Source organism: Oryzihumus leptocrescens, from assembly GCF_006716205.1.
Taxonomy (GTDB): domain Bacteria; phylum Actinomycetota; class Actinomycetes; order Actinomycetales; family Dermatophilaceae; genus Oryzihumus; species Oryzihumus leptocrescens.
The window spans coordinates 51,785-73,268 of the sequence record NZ_VFOQ01000002.1 but is presented as its reverse complement, the minus strand read 5'-3'; the positions used below and the strand labels follow the sequence as shown (position 1 = coordinate 73,268).

General features: G+C 75.1%; 19 protein-coding genes and 1 pseudogene. 7 read left to right on the top strand and 13 right to left on the bottom strand.

From position 1 onward, the window contains the following. Window positions 1–34 precede the first annotated feature (34 nt). The gene (locus FB474_RS21540) at window positions 35–2,437 is read left to right on the top strand and encodes a hypothetical protein (protein WP_425465319.1); all 2,403 of its coding nucleotides are present in this window, start codon (window positions 35–37) and stop codon (window positions 2,435–2,437) included. Between the two features lie 193 nt (window positions 2,438–2,630). Here the strand turns inward: FB474_RS21540 and FB474_RS21535 are convergent. The 6 genes and pseudogenes from FB474_RS21535 to FB474_RS17320 form a co-directional block, all read right to left on the bottom strand. Further along, window positions 2,631–3,518: pseudogene (locus FB474_RS21535) on the bottom strand (MptA/MptB family glycosyltransferase); the annotation flags it as partial. 256 nt (window positions 3,519–3,774) lie between these two features. Continuing rightward, entirely contained in the window at window positions 3,775–4,503 is a 729-nt protein-coding gene (locus FB474_RS17340) for a glycosyltransferase (RefSeq protein WP_141790129.1), read from the bottom strand. A gap of 8 nt (window positions 4,504–4,511) precedes the next feature. Next, window positions 4,512–5,405, bottom strand: a complete 894-nt coding sequence (locus FB474_RS17335) for a DUF5926 family protein (RefSeq protein WP_141790128.1) — start codon at window positions 5,403–5,405, stop codon at window positions 4,512–4,514. 27 nt (window positions 5,406–5,432) lie between these two features. Further along, a complete protein-coding gene (locus tag FB474_RS17330; RefSeq protein ID WP_246092587.1) occupies window positions 5,433–5,870 on the bottom strand; it encodes an ATP-binding protein in 438 nt (145 codons plus the stop codon). A gap of 122 nt (window positions 5,871–5,992) precedes the next feature. Then, window positions 5,993–6,814 (bottom strand): glycerophosphodiester phosphodiesterase family protein, encoded by an 822-nt coding sequence (locus FB474_RS17325; RefSeq protein WP_141790126.1) that lies wholly within the window; start codon window positions 6,812–6,814, stop codon window positions 5,993–5,995. Window positions 6,815–6,837: 23 nt separating this feature from the next. Next, window positions 6,838–7,998, bottom strand: a complete 1,161-nt coding sequence (locus FB474_RS17320; RefSeq protein WP_141790125.1) for a CaiB/BaiF CoA transferase family protein — start codon at window positions 7,996–7,998, stop codon at window positions 6,838–6,840. 150 nt (window positions 7,999–8,148) lie between these two features. On the opposite strand from FB474_RS17320, the gene FB474_RS17315 reads away from it, so the two are divergent. After that, window positions 8,149–8,676 carry a hypothetical protein gene (locus FB474_RS17315; RefSeq protein ID WP_141790124.1) on the top strand — a complete coding sequence of 176 codons (528 nt, stop codon included), beginning with the start codon at window positions 8,149–8,151 and terminating at the stop codon, window positions 8,674–8,676. A 34-nt stretch (window positions 8,677–8,710) separates the two neighbouring features. On the opposite strand, the gene FB474_RS17310 is transcribed toward FB474_RS17315, so the two are convergent. After that, entirely contained in the window at window positions 8,711–10,099 is a 1,389-nt protein-coding gene (locus tag FB474_RS17310; protein WP_141790123.1) for a sensor histidine kinase, read from the bottom strand. After that, a complete protein-coding gene (locus FB474_RS17305; RefSeq protein ID WP_141790122.1) occupies window positions 10,096–10,794 on the bottom strand; it encodes a response regulator transcription factor in 699 nt (232 codons plus the stop codon). The genes FB474_RS17310 and FB474_RS17305 overlap by 4 nt, the downstream gene beginning before the upstream one ends. A 188-nt stretch (window positions 10,795–10,982) precedes the next feature. On the opposite strand from FB474_RS17305, the gene FB474_RS17300 reads away from it, so the two are divergent. From FB474_RS17300 to FB474_RS17280, 5 genes are all read left to right on the top strand, one after another. Next, window positions 10,983–11,288, top strand: a complete 306-nt coding sequence (locus FB474_RS17300) for a hypothetical protein (protein ID WP_141790121.1) — start codon at window positions 10,983–10,985, stop codon at window positions 11,286–11,288. A gap of 66 nt (window positions 11,289–11,354) precedes the next feature. After that, a complete protein-coding gene (locus tag FB474_RS17295; RefSeq protein ID WP_141790120.1) occupies window positions 11,355–11,846 on the top strand; it encodes an RNA polymerase sigma factor in 492 nt (163 codons plus the stop codon). Beyond that, complete coding sequence (locus FB474_RS17290; protein WP_246092586.1) at window positions 11,843–12,427, top strand: methylated-DNA--[protein]-cysteine S-methyltransferase; 585 nt, start codon at window positions 11,843–11,845, stop codon at window positions 12,425–12,427. Before FB474_RS17295 ends, FB474_RS17290 begins: the two co-directional genes overlap by 4 nt. A 22-nt stretch (window positions 12,428–12,449) precedes the next feature. Beyond that, complete coding sequence (locus tag FB474_RS17285) at window positions 12,450–13,511, top strand: enoyl-CoA hydratase/isomerase family protein (RefSeq protein WP_141790119.1); 1,062 nt, start codon at window positions 12,450–12,452, stop codon at window positions 13,509–13,511. 10 nt (window positions 13,512–13,521) lie between these two features. Continuing rightward, entirely contained in the window at window positions 13,522–14,319 is a 798-nt protein-coding gene (locus tag FB474_RS17280) for a GNAT family N-acetyltransferase (RefSeq protein WP_141790118.1), read from the top strand. A gap of 32 nt (window positions 14,320–14,351) precedes the next feature. On the opposite strand, the gene FB474_RS17275 is transcribed toward FB474_RS17280, so the two are convergent. The 5 genes from FB474_RS17275 to FB474_RS17255 form a co-directional block, all read right to left on the bottom strand. Beyond that, complete coding sequence (locus tag FB474_RS17275; protein ID WP_141790117.1) at window positions 14,352–15,881, bottom strand: DEAD/DEAH box helicase; 1,530 nt, start codon at window positions 15,879–15,881, stop codon at window positions 14,352–14,354. A 268-nt stretch (window positions 15,882–16,149) separates the two neighbouring features. Next, window positions 16,150–17,073: a GlxA family transcriptional regulator gene (locus tag FB474_RS17270; protein WP_141790116.1), complete on the bottom strand. Its 924-nt coding sequence runs from the start codon at window positions 17,071–17,073 to the stop codon at window positions 16,150–16,152. A gap of 7 nt (window positions 17,074–17,080) precedes the next feature. Beyond that, a complete protein-coding gene (locus FB474_RS17265) occupies window positions 17,081–17,632 on the bottom strand; it encodes a cysteine hydrolase family protein (protein ID WP_141790115.1) in 552 nt (183 codons plus the stop codon). Between the two features lie 69 nt (window positions 17,633–17,701). Then, the gene (locus FB474_RS17260; protein ID WP_221632658.1) at window positions 17,702–19,339 is read right to left on the bottom strand and encodes a glycoside hydrolase family 13 protein; all 1,638 of its coding nucleotides are present in this window, start codon (window positions 19,337–19,339) and stop codon (window positions 17,702–17,704) included. Window positions 19,340–19,387: 48 nt separating this feature from the next. After that, complete coding sequence (locus FB474_RS17255; protein ID WP_141790114.1) at window positions 19,388–21,385, bottom strand: elongation factor G; 1,998 nt, start codon at window positions 21,383–21,385, stop codon at window positions 19,388–19,390. Between the last annotated feature and the right edge of the window lie 99 nt (window positions 21,386–21,484).

Genomic DNA, 21,484 nt, shown 5'->3' with positions numbered 1-21,484 from the left:
ACCGGCGCCCGGCGAGGGGCCGTAGCCTGTCCTCGTGACCCGACGTCCCCTCATCGCCGTGCTCGCGGTCCTGATGGTGCTCGGCGCGCTCGCCGGTCGGTTCATCGCGTCGGGGTCCCCGGCCAGCGCCTCCGCCGAGGCGCGGGCCACCTCGAGCTCGCCCGCAGAGGGCTCGGCGACCGGCCCGATCATCGTGATCGGCACCGGCGGCCTGACGTGGAGCGACGTGTCGCGGACGGACACCCCGGCGATGTGGTCGTTCCTGCGCGACGGCGGCGCCGCCTCCCTCACCGTGCGCTCGGTGCACACCAACACCTGCCCGGTGGACGGCTGGCTGACGCTCGGCGCCGGCGAGCGGGCCGGGGACGTCGACCAGGGCAGCAACAGCAAGCCGCCGTGCCGGACGATCGACCAGGGGCCGGGCGGGGACGGCAAGGTGCCGCACTGGGACACCTGGCTCAAGGCGGCGTCCGACGCGAACTTCGACGCCCACCTCGGCCTGCTCGGCGACCAGGCGGCCGGCGGCGGCAGCTGCGTGCAGGCGGTCGGCCCCGGCGCCGCTCTCGCCGCGGCACGCTCCAACGGGACCGTCGCCCACTACGCCCCGTTCGGTGGCCAGCTCACCAGCGCCCTGGTCGCCTGCCCGCTGACCTTCGTCGACGTCGGCGTCGTGCGCGACCCGGCCGACGTCGACCCGGCCGAGAAGCCGGTCCCCCGGGACAGCCGCGCCCAGCAGGCGCGCCAGATCGACAACCGGATCCAGCAGGTGGTCCAGCAGGCGCCGGCCGGTGCCGACCTCATGCTGGTCAGCCTCGCCGACGCCGGGCAGACCGAGCGGCTGCGGCTGATCGCGGCCAAGGGTCCGCACTTCGGCGCGGGCACGCTGTACTCCTCCTCCACCCGGCAGCCGGGCCTGGCTCAGCTCCCCGACATCGCCCCCACCGTGCTCAGCCACATCGGCGCCCCGATCCCGAGCGCCCTCGGTGGCGCGCCGCTGCGCAACGAGCCGGCGGAGAACAACTCAGAGGACTCCGCGCACCAACGCCTGCAGGGCTTCGTCGACTACGACCTGGCCTCCCACGAGGTGCACTCGCTGGTGCCGCCGTTCTTCACCGGGCTGGTCTACTCCCAGCTGGCGATCTACCTGTTCGTGGCTGTGGTGTGGCGACGGCGGTGGGGCTCGGAGCAGACGCGCCTGCAGCTGCTGCGCGTGGTGCGCCGGGTGGCCCTCGTCGCGGCGACCGTGCCCGTCTCGACGTTCCTGGCCAACCTCTTCCCGTGGTGGCGCTTCCCGTGGCCGATGGTGGCGGTGGTCGCCTCGGTCGGCGTCTTCGTGGCGCTGATCTCGGCCGTGGCGATGAGCGGGCCGTGGAGCCGCTCGCTCTTCGGCCCGCTCGTGGTCATCTCGGTGGTCACCATGGCCGTGCTGGCCGCCGACGTCATGACCGGCTCCCGGCTGCAGCTGTCGTCCCTCATGGGGCTCCAGCCGGTCGTGGGTGGCCGGTTCTACGGCATGGGCAACGTGACGTTCGCGCTCTTCGCGACGGCGACGTTGCTGCTGGCCGTCGCTGTCGCCGACCGGCTGAGCCGCAAACACAGCCCGGTGGTGGCCGCCATCGGCGTCGGCGTGGTCGGGCTGTTCGGCGTCGTGGTCGACGGGTCGCCCTCCTGGGGCAGCGACTTCGGCGGACCGCCGGCGCTGCTGCCGGGACTGGCCTACCTGATTCTCGCGGTCCTGGGCATCAAGCTCACCTGGCGCAAGGCTGCCATGGTCGTCGGCGGCACCGCCCTGTTCCTCGTCGTCATCGGCTTCCTGGACTGGCTGCGCCCGCCGGACTCCCGCTCGCACCTGGGCCGGTTCGTGCAGACCGCGATCGACGGCGGCGCGACCGACATCGTGATGCGCAAGGCGCAGCAGAACTTCAGCATCCTCACCGGCAGCAGCCTCACGCTGCTGGTCCCGGTCGGGCTGGTGTTCATGGTCTACATCCTCGCCCGGCCGACCTCGTGGGGGTCGCGGGCGCTGCAGCGCTCCTACGAGCGGGCACCGCTCCTGCGCCCCGGCCTGATCGCGCTGCTCATCACGCTGGTGATCGGCTTCGCCATGAACGACTCCGGCACCGCGATCCCCGCCGTGTCGGCGACCCTGGCCATCCCGCTGGTGATCGCGGTGAGCGTGCAGGCGCTCGAGGACGACGAGCGCGGCACCCGCCGCAGCAGCCGCCGGGGCGGACGACGCAGCCCGGTCAGCCCTGGCGCACCGGCTGCTGCGGTGGCGGTGGCGACGCCGGCCCCGGAGGCCGCGGGCCCGGTGGCCGCCCCGGTCGACCAGGCCGACCCGCCCCCCTACGCCACGCGCGCACAGCGGCGCCAGCAAGGAGAAGCCACACGAGGATCCCGGCGTACGGGGCGAGGTTCCTCCTCACGCCGAGGCTGAACGACTCGACCGCGGGCGACATGGCCACGACCCGCCCCGGCACGTAGGCCAGTACGAGCACGAGCAGGCGCGCCAGCAGGATCCCGTCGAGCGCGCTGGCGGCGAGCGCCGGCAGCGTCGCCCAGGTCAGGGCGTCGTACCACGGCAGCGAGTACGGCGCGCCCAGGACGTATGCCGTGCCGGTCACCAGCGTCGCCAGCAGGGCCGAGGTGGTCATCGCGTCGGCAGCCCCCGGCGCCGGCCCCGCCGCGCGGGCGAGCACGGCGAGCAGCAGCACCAGCGCGACGACCGCCACGACGGCCGCGGTCGTGACGACGGTCCGGGCGGCGCCCCCACCCAGCGGACCGGTCAGCCACTCCAGCACCGGGCGCCACGGCGTGGCGAAGGACACCGACCGGCGCGCCTTCTCCAGCTGGGAGAACACGTGCGGCCCGGCCCACACGTGCAGCGGCGCGGCGACCACCACGAACCCGGCGAACGTCAGCAGCGCCCGGCGGACCAGCTCGGCGCGACCCAGCGCCCGCCAGGACCACAGCAGCGCCAGGCCCACGACGGCGTCGGTGACCTTGGTGCTCACGGACAGCCCGAGCACGAGCCCGGCGAGGCCGGGGTGCCGGGCCGCGAGCACCACCGCCGCCAGGGCCAGGGCCGTGGCGATGACGTCGACGTGGGCGCCGAGCACGACCACGCCGAACACCACCGGGTTCGCCGTCCACAGCAGGTCGACCCGCCCCTGCCAGCGCGGCCCGGTGCCGGCCCGCAGCAGCAGCCAGCGCACGGCCAGCCAGGACAGCACCACGAGGACCTGCCACACCCAGACCGTCTGGCGCAGGTTGGCGCCGCCGACGAGCGAGGCCAGGGCCTGCAGGGCGGTGGCGGCGGGGCCGTAGATGCTCGGCGTGTGCGTCCACGGCGGCTCGACCGCGCTGGTGACCGGGTCATGGCCACCGGCCCACGTCACCGGCGGCACCAGGTAGGCGTCGCCGCCCTGGGCGGCGATCCGGCCGTAGGCGGCGTAGTTCGTGTGGTCGGCCGAGCCGAACGGCGCCGTGAGCAGCGCGAGGCCGCCCAGCCCCAGCACCAGCGGCCAGCCCAGCCGCGGCGCGGTGCGCCGCCACAGCCCGAGCGCGACCGCCAGGGCGCCGAGCAGGTATGCCGCCCACAGGGTCGCGGTGACCGTCGCCGAGGTCAGGTGCAGCGGCAGCTCCCCCGGCGCCCAGCCGCGCGGCCCGAGCCCGGGGCGCGCCGCAGAGGGGCCGGCGACGCCGACGAGCAGCAGGCCGGTGCCCGAGGCGAGCAGCAGCAGCTGCTGGCCCCGGGTGGCGGTCAGCTGCTGCTCAGGGGCGGGCACGGCGCAACCGGCGGGCGGCGAGCGCGAGCCACACGTCGCGATACTGCCGGGCCCGGTGCAGCTGCCCCCTCCAGTCGCGGCCGCTGACCCGGTGGTGCAGCTCGCAGGGCACCTCGCGCACCCGCAGGCCACGGGCGAGGACGTCGACGGTCAGCCCGACCTCGACACCCCAGCCGCGGGCCAGCGGGGTGGCCGCGTCGAAGGCGGTCCGGGACAGGCACCGCATGCCGGACAGCGGCTGGGTGGCCTGCCAGCCGGTCAGGCCGTGGATCCCCTTGCGCGCCAGGCGGACCACGAAGCCGCGCCCCCCGCCGGCCTGCTTCTGCGGGGGCAGGATCGCGATGGTCATGTCCACCTCGCCGCCAGCGACGGGAGACACGAGGACCCCCAGGTTCGCGGCGCTGGCCTCGAGGTCGGCGTCGACGAACAACAGCGGCCGTGCGGCCCCGGAGTCTTCCCGGGCCACCCGCGCGGCACCGGTGGTCATGGCGGCCGCCTTGCCGCGGTTGCGCGGGTGGCGCTCCACGGCCGCCCCCGCCTCGCGCGCGATGTCGGCGGTGGCGTCGGCGCTGCCGTCGTCGACGACCACGACGAGGTCGACACCGGGGATCGCCCGCACCGCCGCGATGGTCGCGGCGATCCGCTCGGCCTCGTCCTTGGCGGGGATGACGGCCGCGACCGCGACGGGGGACGGCTGCGGGGTGGGTGTGGTCACCGGCTGCCTCAGCGCAGGGTGACCTGGCGGCTGAGCAGGCCGGAGCGGGCCCGGCGCTCCTCGGCAGTCAGCGGCTCGGTCGCTGCCAGCGCCTGGTCGTAGCGCTTGAGCCAGGCCGCCGCCTCGTCCTCGTAGTCGGCCGCCTCGCGGGTCGGGTCCAGGTCCCACACGGGCACGAGCAGGCCGCACGCGCGGAACGCCCCGAGCAGGCGGGTGCCCTCGCCCAGGCCGCTGTCGTGGGCGGCGTGCAGCCGGGCCAGCGCGTCCGTGGCGCGGTCCTCGTCCTGCGGCAGCACCCAGCGCAGGTGGGTGCGCTCACCGATGCGGCACCAGTAGGCCGAGGTCACGCCGGACAGCGGCCGGGTCGGCACGGCCACGGCGTTGGCGCGCTCGAGGCTGGCGCGGCCCTCCTCGTCGAGGTCGGTGACGTCCTCGACCCAGAAGTCGAAGCCCTCGTGCACCGTCACCTCGAACGGCGCGGACGGGTCGAGCACGTCCTGCAGCCGCGGGGTCTCGGCGGTCGCCTGCGGGGTGGAGGTCACCGGGGAACCGGGCTCGGCGGCCAGCGTCGCGAGCAGCACCTGGGCCAGGTCACGGCTGGCGTCGCCGGTGCTGCTGCCGGACTGGGTGGCCACGAGCACCTGCCCGTCGGTGCGGTGCAGGCCCGGCCAGGCCAGCGGCAGGACGGTGGCGATCGTGGCGGTGCCGGCAGCCCCCTCGGGGACCGCGTCGCCGGTGACCCGCACCGTGGCGGTGGCCGCGGGCAGGATCTCGCGCAGCGCCACCCAGTCGGTCTCCCCGGTCAGGCCCTCGAAGGGGCGCGACACGAAGGGTGCCGGTGCGGGGGTCGCGGCGCGCTGGCCGGATGCGGACTGACGACTGCGTCGGGAAGCCTTGCCCATGGTCGCCAACCCTAGTGGGCGGGTGGCTCAGCCGGTGCGGCGCCGCGACGGACCGCCGAGGGCGACCCACACCGTGCAGCCGGAGCGCTCGTCCTGCACGCCCCACTCGTGGGCGAGGCTGCGCACGATGCGCAGGCCGCGACCGGCCTGGCCCCAGACCGAGGGCGGCGCCGGGCGCGGGCTGGTCGGCCCGCCGCCGTCGGTCACCTCGACCTCGACCACCGGGTCCTTGACCTTCCAGTGCACCCGGACTGCGCCGTCGCCGAGCGGCTTGGCGTGCCGCAGCGCGTTGGCGACCAGCTCGGACACCACGATCTCGGCTTCGTCGACCACCTCGGAGCCGACACCGCGGGCGCGCAGGTCGGTCACGACGGCCCGCCGGACCTTGGTCACCGACGCCGCGTCCCACGGCACGCGGATGGTGCGGGTCTGACCGACCCCCACCTCGCCGCCGAAGTCGTCCACCAGCGGAGCCTGCTGGCCCTGCGCCAGTGCTGCAGTCGCCGGGTCAGAAGCAGTACCGCCCCCTGCCGCCCCCATCACGTCTCCGTCCTCGCGAAGCTGCCCACCCGGCTCTTGGTCACAGGCTAGTGCGTGTCCCGGGTGTGGTCGAGGACGAAGTGCGGGCGGTTGGTGATGATCGCGTCGACGCCGAGCTCGAGGCACAGGTCCACGTCCTCGGCGGTGTCCACCGTCCAGACGTAGACCTGGTGCCCGCGGCGCTGCTGCCGGGCGACGGTCTGCGGCCAGCGGCGCACCAGCTTGATGTCCAGCCCCGCGATCCGGACGCCCTTGGGCAGCGAGCCGTCCCGGAACCGCAGCGGGACCGAGCCCTCGATGAGGTAGACGAGGTCGAGCTCGGGGCACAGCTGGCGCATCCGCTGGCAGGCCAGCTGCGAGAACGACATGACCCGCACGTGCGGGCGGCCGGGCACATGGGCCCGGTGCAGCCCCATCTCGGTGAGCACCCGCGCGAGCTCCCGCTCGACCAGCCCGGCATACCGGGTGGGGTGCTTGGTCTCGATGGCGAGGCCGACCTCGCGGTCGGCCTCGAGGACGGTGCGCAGCAGCGAGCGCAGGGTGAGGATCCGGTTGCGGTCGCGGTCCGGCAGCTCGTCGTCGGTGCCGTGCAGCTCGTGCCAGGAGCCCCAGTCCAGCCCCTCGAGCTTGGCCAGCTCCAGGGTGGAGACCAGCCCGCTGCCGTTGGAGGTGCGGTTGACCCGCCGGTCGTGCACGCACACGAGGTGGGAGTCGGCGGTCAGGCGGACGTCGCACTCGAGCGCGTCGGCCCCCTCGGCGATGGCGCGCTTGTAGGCCTTGAGCGTGTGCTCCGGTTCGGCCTTGCTGGCGCCGCGGTGGGCGATGACCAGGGGTTTGCGGACAGCCGTCGGCGCGACCTCGGGAAGCACGAAGCCATCGTGACATCCGGGGCTCAGGCCTGCACGGCTACCCCCGTGTCGATCAGCGCGTCGACGTCGGCGACGCCCCAGTCGCCCAGCGCCTCTCGGGTGTGCTGCCCGGTCGCCGCCGGGCCCCGGCCGACCGCCCCCGGGGTGCGCCCGAAGCGCGGCGCCGGCGCGGGCTGGGTCACCCCGTCCACCTGCGTGTATGCCGCTCGGGCGGCAAGGTGCGGATGCTGCGGGGCGCGGTGCAGCGGCACGACCGGCGCGACGCAGGCGTCGGAGTCGGCGAACGCCTCCACCCACTCGGCCTGGGTGCGGCCGGCGAAGGTGGCCGCGAGGGTGGTGCGCAGGCGCGGCCACAGCGCCGGGTCGTTCCGGTCGGGGACCTGCGCCGGGTCGAGCTCCAGCCCCTCCAGCAGCGCGGCGTAGAACCGGGGCTCCAGCGCACCCACCGCCATGTGCTCGCCGTCGGCGGTCTCGTAGACGTCGTAGAACGGCGCGCCGGTGTCGAGCAGGTTCACCCCGCGGCTGGGCTCCCACACCCCGGCGCCGACCAGGCCCTGGAGCTGGGCCGTGAGCAGCGCGGTGCCGTCGACGATCGCGGCGTCGACGGTCTGGCCCAGCCCGCTGCGGGTCCGCTCGTGCAGCGCGGCGAGGATCCCGACCAGGCAGGTCATCGCGCCGCCGCCGAAGTCCCCGAGCAGGTTGGCCGGCACCTGGGGCGGCCCGCCGGCCCGGCCGGTGGCGTGCAGGGCGCCGGTGAGGGCGATGTAGGCGATGTCGTGGCCGGCGCGCTGCGCCAGCGGGCCGTCCTGCCCCCACCCGGTCATCCGGGCATAGACGAGCCGCTCGTTGCGGGCGGTGCACTCCTGCGGCCCGAGGCCGAGCCGTTCCATCACCCCGGGACGGAAGCCCTCGAGCAGCACGTCCGCCCGGTCGACCAGCTGCAGCACGGCCTCGCGCGCCTCGGGCCGCTTGAGGTCGAGGCAGACGTTGCGGCGGCCCCGGTTGAGGACGTCGTATGCCGGTGCCGTCACCTGCAGGCCGGGCCCGCCGGGGCGGTCCACCCGGATGACGTCGGCGCCGAGGTCGGCCAGCACCATGGCCACGAACGGGGCCGGCCCGATGCCGGCCATCTCGACGACCTTGAGACCGGCGAGGGGACCTGTGGGCTGCGGGGTGGCGTCCATGCGACGGCATGCTGCCGCACCTGGCACCGCGGGGGCAGCCCGTGGCGCTGAGAGCCCGAACACGATCCTGACATTCCCTTGCCTGGGGCCGAACCTGGCTGCGGCAGCGTGGGACCCGACCGCAGGACCCCTCTGACATCGGGAGCACCCATGATCACCAAGGCAGTCGTCGTGGCCGGCGCCGCGGCCCTCATCCTCGGCGGCGGCAGCGCTGCGCTGGCCTCCTCGCAGTCCGGCCCGGCCCCGGCCAGCAGCACCGTGTCGCCGGCGTCGTCGGCCGCGGACTCGGCCGGCGCACTGCCCGCGGGCAAGGACGGCCGGCGGGTGCGCCTCGCCCTGCTACGAACCCTCCACGCCGAGTGGGTCACCCGCGCAGGGAAGGGCGGCACCGGCTACGTCACCCACCACGCGATCCGGGGCGACGTCACCGCTGTCTCGCCGACCTCCATCACGGTCAAGGCGCAGGACGGGCTGAGCCAGACCTTCGCGGTCGGCAAGGACACAGTGGTCCGCTCCCACCCGCTCGGTTCGGGGCGGGACAAGGGCACCGCGTCCTCGATCGGCCAGGTGCACACCGGCGACAAGGCCCTGGTCATCGGCACGGGGACCGGGTCGCTGACCGCCACCGCCGTGGTCGACGGCGGCACCGGCAAGGCTGCGGCGGGCGCCGACAGCTGAGCGGGACCGGCGGCGGGGCCGAGGGGCCCCGCCGTCACCCGTGCCCAGGCGCGGGCAGCCGGACGGTGAACCGGGCACCGCCCTCGGGCGCGTGCCCGGCCTCCACGCTCCCGCCGAGGCGGGTCACCAGCCCGTGCACGATCGCCAGGCCCAGGCCGGTGCCGACCTGGCGCACCCCGCGGTAGCGGTCGTAGAGGGCCGACGGCTCGAACGCCACCGGCAGGTCGTCCGGCGCCAGCCCTGGCCCGCCGTCACGCACCTCGGCGACGACGACGCCACCGTGGGGGCCGGGCTCGGGGCGCACCGCCAGCACGATCGGCGCCCCGGCGGGGGTGACCCGCAGGGCGTTCTCCAGCAGGCCGTCGAGGACCTGTCGCACCCGGGCGGCGTCGGTGACGGCGACCACCGGGCCGGCGGGCAGCTCGGCAGCGAAGCGCACCCCCGCGGCGGCGCACCGCGCGTCCCACACACCGGCCGCGTCACGGGCCATCGCGGTCAGGTCCGCCGGCACCAGCTCGACCCGGAACTGCTCGGCACCCAGGCGGGCCAGGTCGAGCAGGTCGTGGACCAGCCGCCCGAGCCGTTCGGACTCCCCGAGCATCACGGCCCCGACCCGGGGCGCCTCCTCCGATGGGACGACCCCCTCGGCCAGCGACTCGGCATACCCGGTGATGGCGGTGAGGGGCGTGCGCAGCTCGTGCGAGACGGACAGGAGGAACTCCCGCTGCCGCGCCTCCGAGCGCGAGAGCGCGCGGGCCAGGGTGGTGACCGCGTCGGCCACCTCGGCGACCTCGGCCGGCCCCTCGGCTGCGACCACGACGTCGCGGCGGCCGCCGGCGAGCTGGTGCGCGGCGTCGGCGGTGCGGCGCAGCGGGCGGGCCAGGCGCCGGGCCAGCAGGACGCTGAGCGCGATCCCCGCCGCCGCGGCCACGACCAGCGCGAGCACGGTGCGCCGGATCGCCTGCTCACCCGCCGCGAGCGCGGCGCCGCGCGGCTGGACCAGCGCGATGCCCCCGGCGGGGGTGCTGCGCGCCTCCAGCAGCACCGGTATGCCGTCCACGAGCCGGCGCGCGGACACGCTCCCCCCGGCCAGCAACCGGCTGACGTCCTGGGGAGTGAGCGCGTCGCCGGCCAGCCGGGAGGTGCCGACCACCCGGCCGGCCCGGCTCACGGTGGCGAACTCGACGTGCAGCGCGGACAGGGTCCGGCGGGCGCGCACCTGCCCGGCCTGCGCGGTGACGCCGGTGTCGGCGGCGGTGTCCGCGGCGTCGGCGAGACGGGCCAGGACGCCGCGGGCGGCGAGCTCGTTGGACTGGCGGGCGAGCCCGACGGCCAGGGCGCCGGCGACCACGGCGGTGACGACGGCGACGGCCACGGCCAGCAGGGAGATCTGCCGGGCCAGGCTGCCGCGGGAGCGGCTCACCCGGCCGCCGCCTCGACGCCGTAGCCGACCCCGCGCACGGTGCGGATCGGGCTGGCGTCGCCGAGCTTGGCGCGCACCTGGGCGACGTGGACGTCCACGGTGCGGTTTCCGGCCAGGGCGCTGTAGCCCCACACCTCGCTGATCAGCTGCTCCCGCGAGAGCACCCTTCCCGGCCGGCGCATGAGGTGGGCGAGCAGGTCGAACTCGGTGGCGGTGAGCGCCACCTCGGTGTCGTCGACGAAGCAGCGGTGGTCGGCGAGGTCCAGGCGCACCCGGCCCAGCGACAGCGGCGCGGGGCCGGCCAGCGGACCCCGTGCCCGGCGCAGCACGGTGCCCACGCGGGCGACCAGCTCCCGCGGCGAGAACGGCTTGGTGACGTAGTCGTCGGCGCCGAGCTCCAGCCCCACGATGCGGTCGACCTCGTCGTCGCGGGCGGTGACGAACAGGACCGGCACCCAGTCCTCCGCGGCGCGCAGCCGGCGGCACACCTCGATGCCGTCCAGGCCGGGCAGGCCGACGTCGAGGATGACCGCGGCCGGGCGCAGGGTGCGGACCGCGGACAGCCCCGCGTCACCGTCGCGCTCGACGTGCACCCCGTAGCCCGCTCGGGCGAGGTTCATCCGGATCACCTCGGCGATGGCCGGCTCGTCCTCGACGACCACGACCAGGCCGCGGGCGGGGGCGTCGGTCGGCACAGCCGCACTGTAGCCAGCGCGCGGTCCCGGCACGGTCACCTCGATGTCAGGGTCGTGTTCGGGCGGGGTGAGGCCAGTGCCTGATGCATGAGGCCCCCCGGGGCGGCCGGGTGTAGGCAGGGACGGTCGGGACGCCGAGGGTCGGGACCCCGTCCTCGTCGGCTCCCGCTGGAGGAGGGAGGACCGCCATGCCGTTCGGGATCATGCTCGACGTCGCCGCGCCGGTGGAGGTCTACGACCAGATCCACGCCCACCTGATGGCGCAGGGGCCCCGGGCCAGCGAGGGCCTGGTCCTGCACGTCGGCCACGCGACCGGGTCGGGCTTCCGTGTGGTCGAGGTGTGGGAGTCCCGGGAGGCCTACGACCGGTTCACCACCGAGCTGATGGTGCCGATGATGACCGCCATGGACCCGGAGCACGCCGGGCCGCCGCCCGTCGCCACCGAGTTCGAGGTCCGGGGCCTGGTCATCCCGGGGGCGCACGTCGTGGCCTGAGGCGACAGCCCGGCCGGGCAGCCTGCCGGCGCACTAGGCTCACACGGTCTGCCGCCCCACCGTTGGATGACCGTGACGCTGCCTCCCTTCCAGCACCTCGTCGACGCCCACTGGCGTGACGTCGCGCGGCTGGCGCATGCCCTGGCCGGACCGGTCGACGGTGACGACGTGGCCCAGCAGGCGTGGACCCAGGCGCTCGCGGCCTACCCCGGGCTGCGCTCGTCGGCCAACCTGCGCGGCTGGCTGCTGACGATCACCTCGCGCTGCGCGATGGACGCCCACCGCGGGCGCGCCCGTCGTGCGGTCCCCGCCGAGGACGTCGCGGCGGTCGCGGACGCGACGGGCGCCCGCGCGGCGGCCGCCGACGCGGACCGGCCCGACGAGGCGCTCTGGGCCCAGGTCGCCCGGCTGCCGGAACGTCAGCGTCACGCGGTCGTCCTCAAGTACGTGGCCGACCTGGACCACCCCGCCATCGCCCGGGCCCTGGACACGACGCCGACGATGAGCCGGCGCCTGGTCAGCGACGGGCTGGCGAACCTCAGGAAGGTGATCGCATGAGCCACGACCTCGAGACCGGCCTGGCCGCCTTCGAGCCGTCCGGGCTGACCCCGCCGGTGCTGCCCGAGTCGGACGTGTCCTACGTCGTCGAGGACACCGTCATCGGCCGGATGCTGTTGGCCCGCAACGCTTCCGGCGCCATGGTCGCCTCGGCGTTCCTCGGCCCCCGCGGCTCCGAGGACGACTGGCTGGAGCGGCTCTCCCGGACCATCTCCCCGCGGGTGCTGCGCCAGCCCCGTGCCCTGGATGAGGCCCGGCGCGAGCTGGAGGCCTACCTGTCCGGGCAGCGGCACGCGTTCGACCTTCCCGTCGACCTGGCCCTGGCCACGCCGTTCCAGCGCACCGTGCTCGGCCGCCTCGGCGAGGTCGTCCGCTACGGCGAGCGCACGACATACGGGGACCTGGCCCGGCGCATCGACCGGCCCAGCGCCTCCCGCGCCGTCGGCGCGGCCCTCGGCGCGAACCCGCTGTGCGTCGTCCTCCCCTGCCACCGGGTCGTCGCCTCCTCGGGTGCCCTGACCGGGTATGCCGGTGGGCTGGCCGCCAAGGAGTACCTCCTCTCCCTGGAGGCCCGCGGCTGACCCCCGTGCGAGGATCGCCGGCATGAGCGTGGAGACCGACGTGGAGTTCCGGCCCGGCGCGGTGGCGACCGACGAGGTCCTGTTCGCCCGGCAGGGGTCGCTGGGCCGCATCCGGCTCAACCGGCCGCGGGCCATCAACGCGCTCACCGACGCCATGGTCGCCTCGATGCAGGCGCAGCTGGAGCGCTGGGCCGCCGACGACGCGGTGACCGCGGTGGCGCTGGAGGGCGCCGGCGAGCGCGGGCTGTGCGCCGGCGGTGACGTGCGGGCGCTGCGCTCGGCGATCCTGTCCGGCGAGGACGACCCGGCCCGGTTCTGGGCGCGGGAGTACGCCCTCGACGCCGCGATCGCGAGGTTTCCCAAGCCTTTTGTCGCCCTGATGGACGGCATCGTCATGGGTGGCGGCCTCGGGCTCTCGGCGTGGGGGTCGCTGCGCGTGGTCACCGAGCGGTCCCGGGTGGCGATGCCGGAGACGGCGATCGGCTTCTTCCCCGACGTGGGCATGCTCTACCTCCTCGCCCGCGCCCCCGGTGAGGTCGGCACGCACCTGGCGATCACGGGCGTGACGGTCGGCGGCCCGGACGCCGTCTACGCCGGCCTGGCCGACGTGGTCGTCGAGAGCCGCCGGCTGCCCGCCCTGGTGCGTGAGCTGGCTGACGGCCGGGTGCCCGAACCACGGGAGCTGGACGACGACCGCGTCCCGGCGCCGACGCTCGGCGCGGAGCGCGACTGGATCGACGAGTGCTACGCCGGCGACGACGCGGCGGTCATCCTCGACCGGCTGCGCGGGCACGGGTCCCCGGCCGCTCGGGCGGCGGCGGAGGTCATCGCCTCCCGGTCGCCGCTGTCGGCCGCGGTGACGCTGGAGGCGGTCCGGCGCGCGGCACGGCTGGCCACCCCGGAGCAGGTGTTCGCCCAGGACCTGGCGCTGGGGCGGGCGTTCCTGGCCGGCTCCGACTTCGTCGAGGGGGTGCGCGCCGTGCTCGTCGACCGCGACCACGACCCGCGGTGGACGCACGCCGGCCTGGCCGACGTGCCCCGGGACGCAGTTATGCGGATGTTCGCGGGGGCACCGCAGCCCTAGGCTCGCTCGGGTGGAGATCACCTCGCTCGGCTACCGCACGGACCTCGCCCTGCTGCGCCTCGGCGGCACCGAGGTGGAGGACCACGGGGACCACCTGGTCGTCCGCAGCCCGCACAACCCGGGGCACTGGTGGGGCAACTTCCTGCTGTTGTACGGCGTCCCGCCCCAGCAGCAGTCGGAGCTGTGGGTCGACCGGTTCCACGCGCGGTTCCCCGAGGCCGAGCACATCGCGATCGGCTTCGACGGCACGACGGGCACGGTCGAGGACCTGGCCGGCTTCACCGCGGCCGGCCTCTCGGCCGAGGCCCAGACCGTGATGACCGCGACCAGCGTCCACGAGCCTCCCCGCCCCAACGACGAGGCGACCTACCGGCAGCTGACCTCGGACGAGGACTGGAAGGCGAGCGTTGACCTGCGCGTGGCCTGCAACGACCAGGACATCGACCCGGGCTACTTCCACCACTTCGCCGAGGCGAAGGCCGCCACCAACCGCGCCCTCGTCGAGAAGGGCCACGGCGGGTGGTTCGGCGCGTTCGTCGACGGTCGCCTGGTCGCGCAGATGGGCCTGTATGCCGCGAGCCCGGGGCTGGCGCGGTTCCAGTCGGTGGAGACCCATCCCGACTTCCGCGGCCGGGGCCTGGCCGGGACCCTCGTGCACCACGTCAGCCGCTACGGGTTCGACGAGCTCGACGCCCACACCCTCGTGATGGTGGCCGACCCGGACTACCTCGCGATCCGGGTCTACCGCGCGGTCGGCTTCACCGACACCGAGCGCCAGCTGCAGGCCGAGCGCCCGCCCGCCCGCTGAAGCAGCGGGCGGACGGCGTCACGCCAGGACGGTCAGCGCCGGCCGACGCGGGTGCCGGCCGAGAAGGCCGCGGCGCTTCCCGTGGAGGAGCTGCTCCAGGCCACGGTGCTGCCGCCGCCGGCACGCTTCGGCGCACCGCCGGAGCGGCCGGCGCCGCCGGTGCCGTTGCCGCGCTTGGGCGCACCCGAGCGACCCGAGCCACCGCCGTTGCCGCCACCGCGGGCCGCGCCACCGCGTGACCCACCGCCCTGGCCGGAGCGGGAGCCGCCCTGGCCACCGCGCGCCGCGCCGGAGCCCTGGCCGCCACGGCCACGACCGCCGCCGGAGCGGGCACCCGAGCCCGACCGCGGAGCGGGGTTGGTGACCGGGGCCACGGGGGTGGGGCTGTCGACGAAGACCCGCTCGCCCGGCGCCAGCTCACGCAGCAGCGGGTGCTCGGCGTCGATCCGGGTCGTGGTGGGCTTGATCCCGGCCTTGCGGGTCAGGTCGCGCACGTCGCGGACCTGCTCGTCGGTCATCAGGGTCACGACGGTGCCCTCGGCGCCGGCGCGGGCCGTGCGACCGGAGCGGTGCAGGTAGGCCTTGTGCTCGGTCGGCGGGTCGGCGTGGATGACCAGGCTGACGTCGTCGACGTGGATGCCTCGCGCCGCGATGTCGGTGGCGACCAGGGTGCGCGCGGACCCGGAGTGGAACGCGTCCATGTTGCGGGTGCGGGCGTTCTGGCTCAGGTTGCCGTGCAGCTCGACCGCGGGCACGCCGCTGGCGTTGAGCTGCTTGGCCAGCTTCTTGGCGCCGTGCTTGGTGCGGGTGAACACCACCGTGCGGCCGGGCGCGGCAGTCAGGTCGACCAGCACCGGCAGGCGCGACTCCGGCTGCAGGTGCAGCACGTAGTGGGTCATGGTGTTGACCGGCGACTGGGCCGAGTCGGCGCTGTGCGTCACCGGGTTGTTCAGGTAGCGCTTGACCAGCACGTCGACGCCGGCGTCGAGGGTGGCCGAGAAGAGCAGGCGCTGGCCGCGCTTGGGCGTGCGGTCCATGAGCCGGCGCACGCCGGGCAGGAAGCCCAGGTCGGCCATGTGGTCGGCCTCGTCGAGCACGGTGATCTCGATGGCGGACAGGTCCGCGTGGCCCTGGCCGACGTGGTCCTCGAGCCGGCCGGGGCAGGCGACGAGGACGTCGACGCCGGCGCGCAGGCCGCTGATCTGCGGGTTCGGGCCGACGCCGCCGAAGACGGTGAGGGTCTTGAGGCCGAGCGCCTGGGCCAGCGGGGCCATGGCCGCCTCGATCTGGGTGGCCAGCTCACGGGTCGGCACGAGGATGAGCGAGCGCGGCTTCTTCGGCTGGCGCCGGGTGTTGCTCTGCGACAGGCGGGTCAGCAGCGGCAGCAGGAAGCCGTAGGTCTTGCCCGAGCCGGTGCGGCCGCGGCCGAGCACGTCGCGCCCGGCGAGGGAGTCCGGCAGCGTGGCCGCCTGGATGGGGGTGGGGGTCGTGATGCCCGACTCCGCGAGGACGCGGGTCAGGGACGTGGGCACGCCGAGGTCGGCGAAGGTGTGCGTGGACAAAAGGGTTACTCCGCAAAGTCAAAGGGACGTTCTGCCCGGCGCAGACCATGGAGGTCGCGGCGCGTTGGCGATCGACGTCAAGGGCGGTCCGAGGCAGAACTGTGCGGACCGCAGGCCCCAGTCTAGGGGCTCGGCGCGACCGGACCTGCACCATGGCGTCGCCGCCGCGCGCCGCGGCCCCCTCGATCGCCACCTCTATGACTCTCTAGCAGTATCCCGATACTCACCTAGCGAGCCTCATCGAGTCCCCCCGCCGTGCCGGCGGGCGTCAGGACGCCGCCCGCAGCCGGCGCAGCATCCGCGCGTCGCTGAAGCCGACGGCCCGGGCCACCGACTCCTGCGTCCACCCCTGACCGGCCAGCGCCTCGGCCCGCTCCAGACGCAGGGCCTGCTGGTAGCGCAGCGGCGTGAGCCCGGTCGCCGCGACGAACGCCCGCGTCAACGTGCGCTCGCTGACCCCGAGGTCCGCAGCCAGCACGGGAAGCCGGAGCGACTCGGCATACCGGTCGTCGATGACGTCCTGGGCGCGGTGCACCAGGTCGGCGAGGTGGTCCCGGTGCCGCAGCATGGCGCTCTCCTGCGGCGCGGTGCCGTTGCGGCGGGCCGCGACCACGAGCGCTCGCGCGGTGCGCGCGGCCACGGCGGGACCGTGGTCGACGGCCAGCAGGTGCAGCGCGAGGTCGATCCCGCTGGCGATGCCCGCGGAGGTGTGGATGCGCCCGTCGCTGACGTGCAGCACGTCGCGGACCACGTCGACCCGCGGGTGGCAGCGTGCGAGCTCGTCCTGGATCTCGTGGTGCGTGGTGGCGCGGCGGCCGTCGAGCAGGCCGGCCTCGGCGAGGGCGAAGGCCCCGGCACACACGCTGACGACCTGCCCCCCGGCGGCGTGGTGGGCGAGCACGCCGGCCCGGGCGGCCTCGGGCAGGGCCCGGCCGGCGCCAGTGTCGTCCGGGACGTGCCACCCCGGGACCACGACGTAGTCGCGGGGTGACAGGTCCGGCCACGCGGTGCCCGCGGACAGGCCCAGGCCCTGGTGGCTCGGCACGAGCGGCTGGTCCGCGACATAGGTGAGCCGGTAGTGCGCGCCGTACTCGCCCGCCTCGCAGAAGACCTGCGCCGGACCGGCGACATCGAGGAGCTCCACTCCTGGCACGAGGACGAAGACGACGGTGCGCGGCGCGTTGGTGCTCATGATCCGGTCAGGATGACAGCACCTGCTCGATCGTGACCACCTCGGCGAAGCGGCCGTGCAGGGCGGCGGCGGTGCGCTCCTTGACCTGGGCGGCGGTCAGCTCGCCGGAGCCGTCCCACAGCGGCAGCGGGTCGGTGGCTGTCGCGTCGAGGACGAAGCGCACCTCGTAGCCGAGGTCACTGGCCACCCGTGCGGTCGTCTCGCAGCACTGCTCGGTGCGGATGCCGGTGATGACGACCTCGCGGGTGCCCCGCTCCACCAGCTGCTGGGCCAGGTTGGTCGTGGTGAACGCGTTGTGGCTGGTCTTGGTGACGGTCGGCTCGCCCGGCTCGGGCTTGAGACCGGGCAGCAGCCGCACGTGCCCGAGCTCGGGGTCGAACTCGCCGCCGCTGCCGGGTTCGGCGTGCAGGACCCAGATGACGTCCTGGCCGGCGGCCCGCGCGTGGTCGACGAGCCGCGCGATGCGCTCGTCGATGTCGGGGGTGTCGATGCGGTTCCAGGCCTCGCGCTGGCGGAAGGACTCCTGGACGTCGATGACGATCAGTGCGGTGGTGTTCATGAGCACCAGCGTGCCGGGACCGACGTGGGCCGGCGAGGCCTGATCCAGCCGAACACCGGAACGATCCGGTCAGCCCACGCGGACCCAGGCGGTCGCGTCGGCGGGCAGCCGACCGTGCTCCAGCGATGCGCTGGCGAGCAGCACCTCCCCGTCGGGCAGCGCCACCGGGTCGCCGAACGCCGTGACGCAGTGCCACCCGCCGGGCCGAGCGAGATGCAGCACGTGCGGCTCGTCCTCCACCCACACCAGGTCCTCACCCCGGGCCAGCCTGCGGCGCAGCGCCAGCGCGGACCGGTAGAGCGCCAGCGTCGAGGAGGGGTCGGCGTCCTGGGACTGCACGGCATACCGGCCGAACCACGCGGGCTGTGGCAGGTGCGCGCCGTTGCCACCGAACCCGAAGGACGGGCCCTGGGCCGTCCACGGCAACGGCACCCGGCAGCCGTCCCGGCCCTTCTCGGCGCCGCCGGAGCGGAACGCCATCGGGTCCTGCAGGGCGGCCGCGGGCAGGTCCCCGACCTCGTGCAGCCCGAGCTCGTCACCCTGGTAGACGTAGGTCGAGCCGGGCAGGGCGAGCAGGACCAGAGCCGCCGCTCGGGCGCGCCGCTCCCCCAGCGCCCGGTCCAGCACGGGTTCGGCCCCGTCGCGCAGCAGCCACTGCCGCGCCACCTGCTGGGCGTGCTCGCCCGGCCCGACCGGCAGGCCGTAGCGCGTGGCCACCCGCGGGGTGTCGTGGCAGCCGAGCAGCCAGGTCGTCGACGACCCGCTCTCGCGCATGTCGGCCAGGCCGGAGTCGATGACGCGCCGGTAGTCCTCGACCCGCCAGTCCGCCTCCTGCATCTCGAAGTTGAACGCCTGGCCCAGCCCTTCCGCCGAGGCGTACCGCGCGCGCCGCCGGGGGTGGACGCTCGCCTCCGCGACGGCGAACCGGGGCGGGTCGTACTCGTCGAACACCGCCCGCCACGAGGCGTAGACCTCGTGCACCCCGTCCCGGTCCCACAGCGGGTGCGACCCGTCGCCGCGCTGCATCTGCGCCACGTCGACCCACGCGTCGAACGGCTCGCTCATGTCCTTGACCAGCCCGTGGGCCACGTCCACCCGGAAGCCGTCGACCCCGCGGTCGGCCCAGAACCGCAGCGTGGTGCGGAAGTCGGCGCGGACCTCGGGGTTGTCCCAGTTGAGGTCGGGCTGCTCCCGGGCGAAGTGGTGGAAGTACCACTGCCCGTCCGGCGTGCGCTCCCACGCGGGACCGCCGAAGCCGGACTCCCAGTCGTTCGGCGGCAGGTCGCCGCCGGGGCCCCTTCCGTCACGGAAGATGTAGCGGTGGCGCGCGGCCGACCCCGTCGGCGACGCGAGCGCCTCGCGGAACCAGGCGTGCCGGTCAGAGGTGTGGTTTGGCACGATGTCGACGACCACGCGGATCCCGTTGTCGTGCAACGCCTCCACCATCGCATCGAAGTCGGCGAGCGTGCCCAGCCGCGGGTCCACGTCTCGGTAGTCGTCGACGTCGTACCCACCGTCGGCCAGCGCCGAGGGGTAGAACGGGCTGAGCCACACGGCGTCGACACCCAGCTCGCGCAGGTAGCCCACGCGGGAGGTGATTCCCGGCAGGTCACCGATCCCGTCGGCGTTGCTGTCGGCGAAGCTGCGGGGGTAGATCTGGTAGACCACCGCCGAGCGCCACCACGTCGGGTCGGACAGGTCGGTCACGTGGGGCTCCTCCTCGGGCGGGGGCGTGCTCTCCGAAGCATGGCAGGGTCACTGCCGACGCACCGTGTGGAGCAGGTAGCCCTTGCGGTCGAGCGGGTTGTGGTCCGTCCTCGCGCGCTCCGGTGCCGGGCCGCGGACGGGCTCGTGGTGGTCGAAGGCGTCGACCAGCACGCCCTCGCCCCGGCTCACCCCGGGCAGCTGCTGGCGCAGCGCGTGCACCCGGGCCGCCGGGACCAGCCCCGACAGCAGGTGTGCCGTGCGCCTCACCTGCGTCTCCAGCGGCACGGCTTGCGCGCGGGAGAGGAGCGCCAGGACCGCGCCGAGCGCGTCGGCGGGCACCTCGACCTCGAACCGGTGGACCGGCTCGCAGACCACGGTGCCGGCCCGGCGCAGGGCGGTGGCCAGCACGAGCGGGGTGAGCAGCCGGAAGTCACCGGCGGTGCTCGACATGCTGGCGTCGAAGGTGCCGTGGGCGTGGCTCTGCCGGGCCCAGTAGCCGGAGTGCGTCATCGTGACCACGGCGTCGGGGACGGCCCAGCCGTGCAGGCCCTGGAGCAGGGTCTCCCGGAGCGCACCCTCCACCGCGGTGAAGAAGGCCGGCGGCATGGACCCGAGCTCGACGCCGAGCCGGAAGTCCACGCCGTGCCCGACCGGCGCCGGCTCGATGGCCAGGCCGACCGTGGCGAGGAACGGGTTGGGGTCGACGTCGATCAGCTCGAACGCCGCACCCGCGCCCAGCACTCGCTCGACGCACAGCGGCGTGGTCTCCCGGAAGCCGACCGGGACCCCGTAGTCGTCGGCAAGGGTCGCCGCCAGCACCTCCTTCTGCACCTCGCCGTAGAGCGAGACCGAGAGCTCCCTGCGCACGTCGTCCTGCCGCAGGCCGACCATCGGGTCCTGCTCACAGAGCTCGGTCAGGGCGGCGTGCAGGGCGGCGCGCCGGCGGGGGTCGCACGGCTCGACGACCGCCTCCAGGGAGGGCGGGGAGAAGTGGTGGGCGGGCGCAGCGCCCGCCCAGGGCATACCGACCGCGTCACCGACGCGCGCGCCGGTGAGGCCGGTCAGGACGCCGACCCGGCCGGCCGCGAGCGCCTGGCTCACCACGTCGTCGCCGTCCTCGCACACGCGGATCCCGGTGACGCGCGCCTCGGCGCCGCCCACCGGGAGCCGGTCGCGCACCCGGAGGGTGCCCGAGAACATCCGCACCCAGGCCAGGCGCTCGCCCGCCGGGCCGCGCTCGACCTTGAACACGGTGCCCGACACCGGGCCGTCGGCGTCGCCGGCGGCCGTGGGCAGCAGTGCGGTCAGGGCGGCCATGAGCTCGGCGACCCCGGCTCCGGTGGCCGCGGACCCGAACAGGACCGGGTGCACCCGCACCGCGGCGGTCTGCTCGGCCAGGGCGGCTCGCAGCCGGGCGGGAGCGACGCCGTCGCCTGCGCCGTCGTCGCCGAGCCAGGCCGCCAGCAGCCGGTCGTCGTGCCGGGTCAGGACCTCCGCGAGCCGGTCCAGCGTGACCGGGTCGGTGTCCGGCGCGCGCTCGACCCGCGCGCCCCGGGTGCCGGCACCGATGACCTCACCCAATGCGACCGCATCCGGCGTGAGCCGGTCGGCGATCTGGGCGAGCACCGCCTCGGGCCGCGCGCCGGCACGGTCGACCTTGTTGACGAAGACCAGCGTCGGGATGCCCAGCCGGTGCAGCACCCGCATCAGCACGCGGGTCTGGGCCTGCACGCCCTCGACCGCGGAGACGACGAGGACCGCGCCGTCGAGCACCGCCAGGGCGCGCTCGACCTCGGCGATGAAGTCGGAGTGCCCCGGGGTGTCGACCAGGTTGACCGTGACGTCGCCGAGGGTGAACGAGACGACCGCGGAGCGGATGGTGATGCCGCGCCGGCGCTCCAGCGCGAGGGTGTCGGTGTGGGTGGTGCCGTGGTCGACGCTGCCGACCTCGTCGATCACGCCGGCGGTGTGCAGCAGCCGCTCCGTGAGGGTGGTCTTACCGGCGTCGACGTGCGCCAGGATCCCGAGGTTGAGTGTCCGTGCCAAGCTTCATGTCCTTCGCACCAAAGAGGGTCAGCGGGCGGGGCATGAAGGCTTCGCGCATGGGAGTGGGTCCTGTTCCTGGGTGTCGCTGTCCGTGCCAGT

Bases quoted from the DNA above. Each gene is read 5' to 3' on its own strand.
- FB474_RS17335 (WP_141790128.1), bottom strand. From the start codon at position 5,405: ATGGGCAAGGCTTCCCGACGCAGTCGTCAGTCCGCATCCGGCCAGCGC.
- FB474_RS17320 (WP_141790125.1), bottom strand. From the start codon at position 7,998: ATGGACGCCACCCCGCAGCCCACAGGTCCCCTCGCCGGTCTCAAGGTC.
- FB474_RS17315 (WP_141790124.1), top strand. From the start codon at position 8,149: ATGATCACCAAGGCAGTCGTCGTGGCCGGCGCCGCGGCCCTCATCCTC.
- FB474_RS17300 (WP_141790121.1), top strand. From the start codon at position 10,983: ATGCCGTTCGGGATCATGCTCGACGTCGCCGCGCCGGTGGAGGTCTAC.
- FB474_RS17295 (WP_141790120.1), top strand. From the start codon at position 11,355: ATGACCGTGACGCTGCCTCCCTTCCAGCACCTCGTCGACGCCCACTGG.
- FB474_RS17290 (WP_246092586.1), top strand. From the start codon at position 11,843: ATGAGCCACGACCTCGAGACCGGCCTGGCCGCCTTCGAGCCGTCCGGG.
- FB474_RS17285 (WP_141790119.1), top strand. From the start codon at position 12,450: ATGAGCGTGGAGACCGACGTGGAGTTCCGGCCCGGCGCGGTGGCGACC.
- FB474_RS17270 (WP_141790116.1), bottom strand. From the start codon at position 17,073: ATGAGCACCAACGCGCCGCGCACCGTCGTCTTCGTCCTCGTGCCAGGA.
- FB474_RS17265 (WP_141790115.1), bottom strand. From the start codon at position 17,632: ATGAACACCACCGCACTGATCGTCATCGACGTCCAGGAGTCCTTCCGC.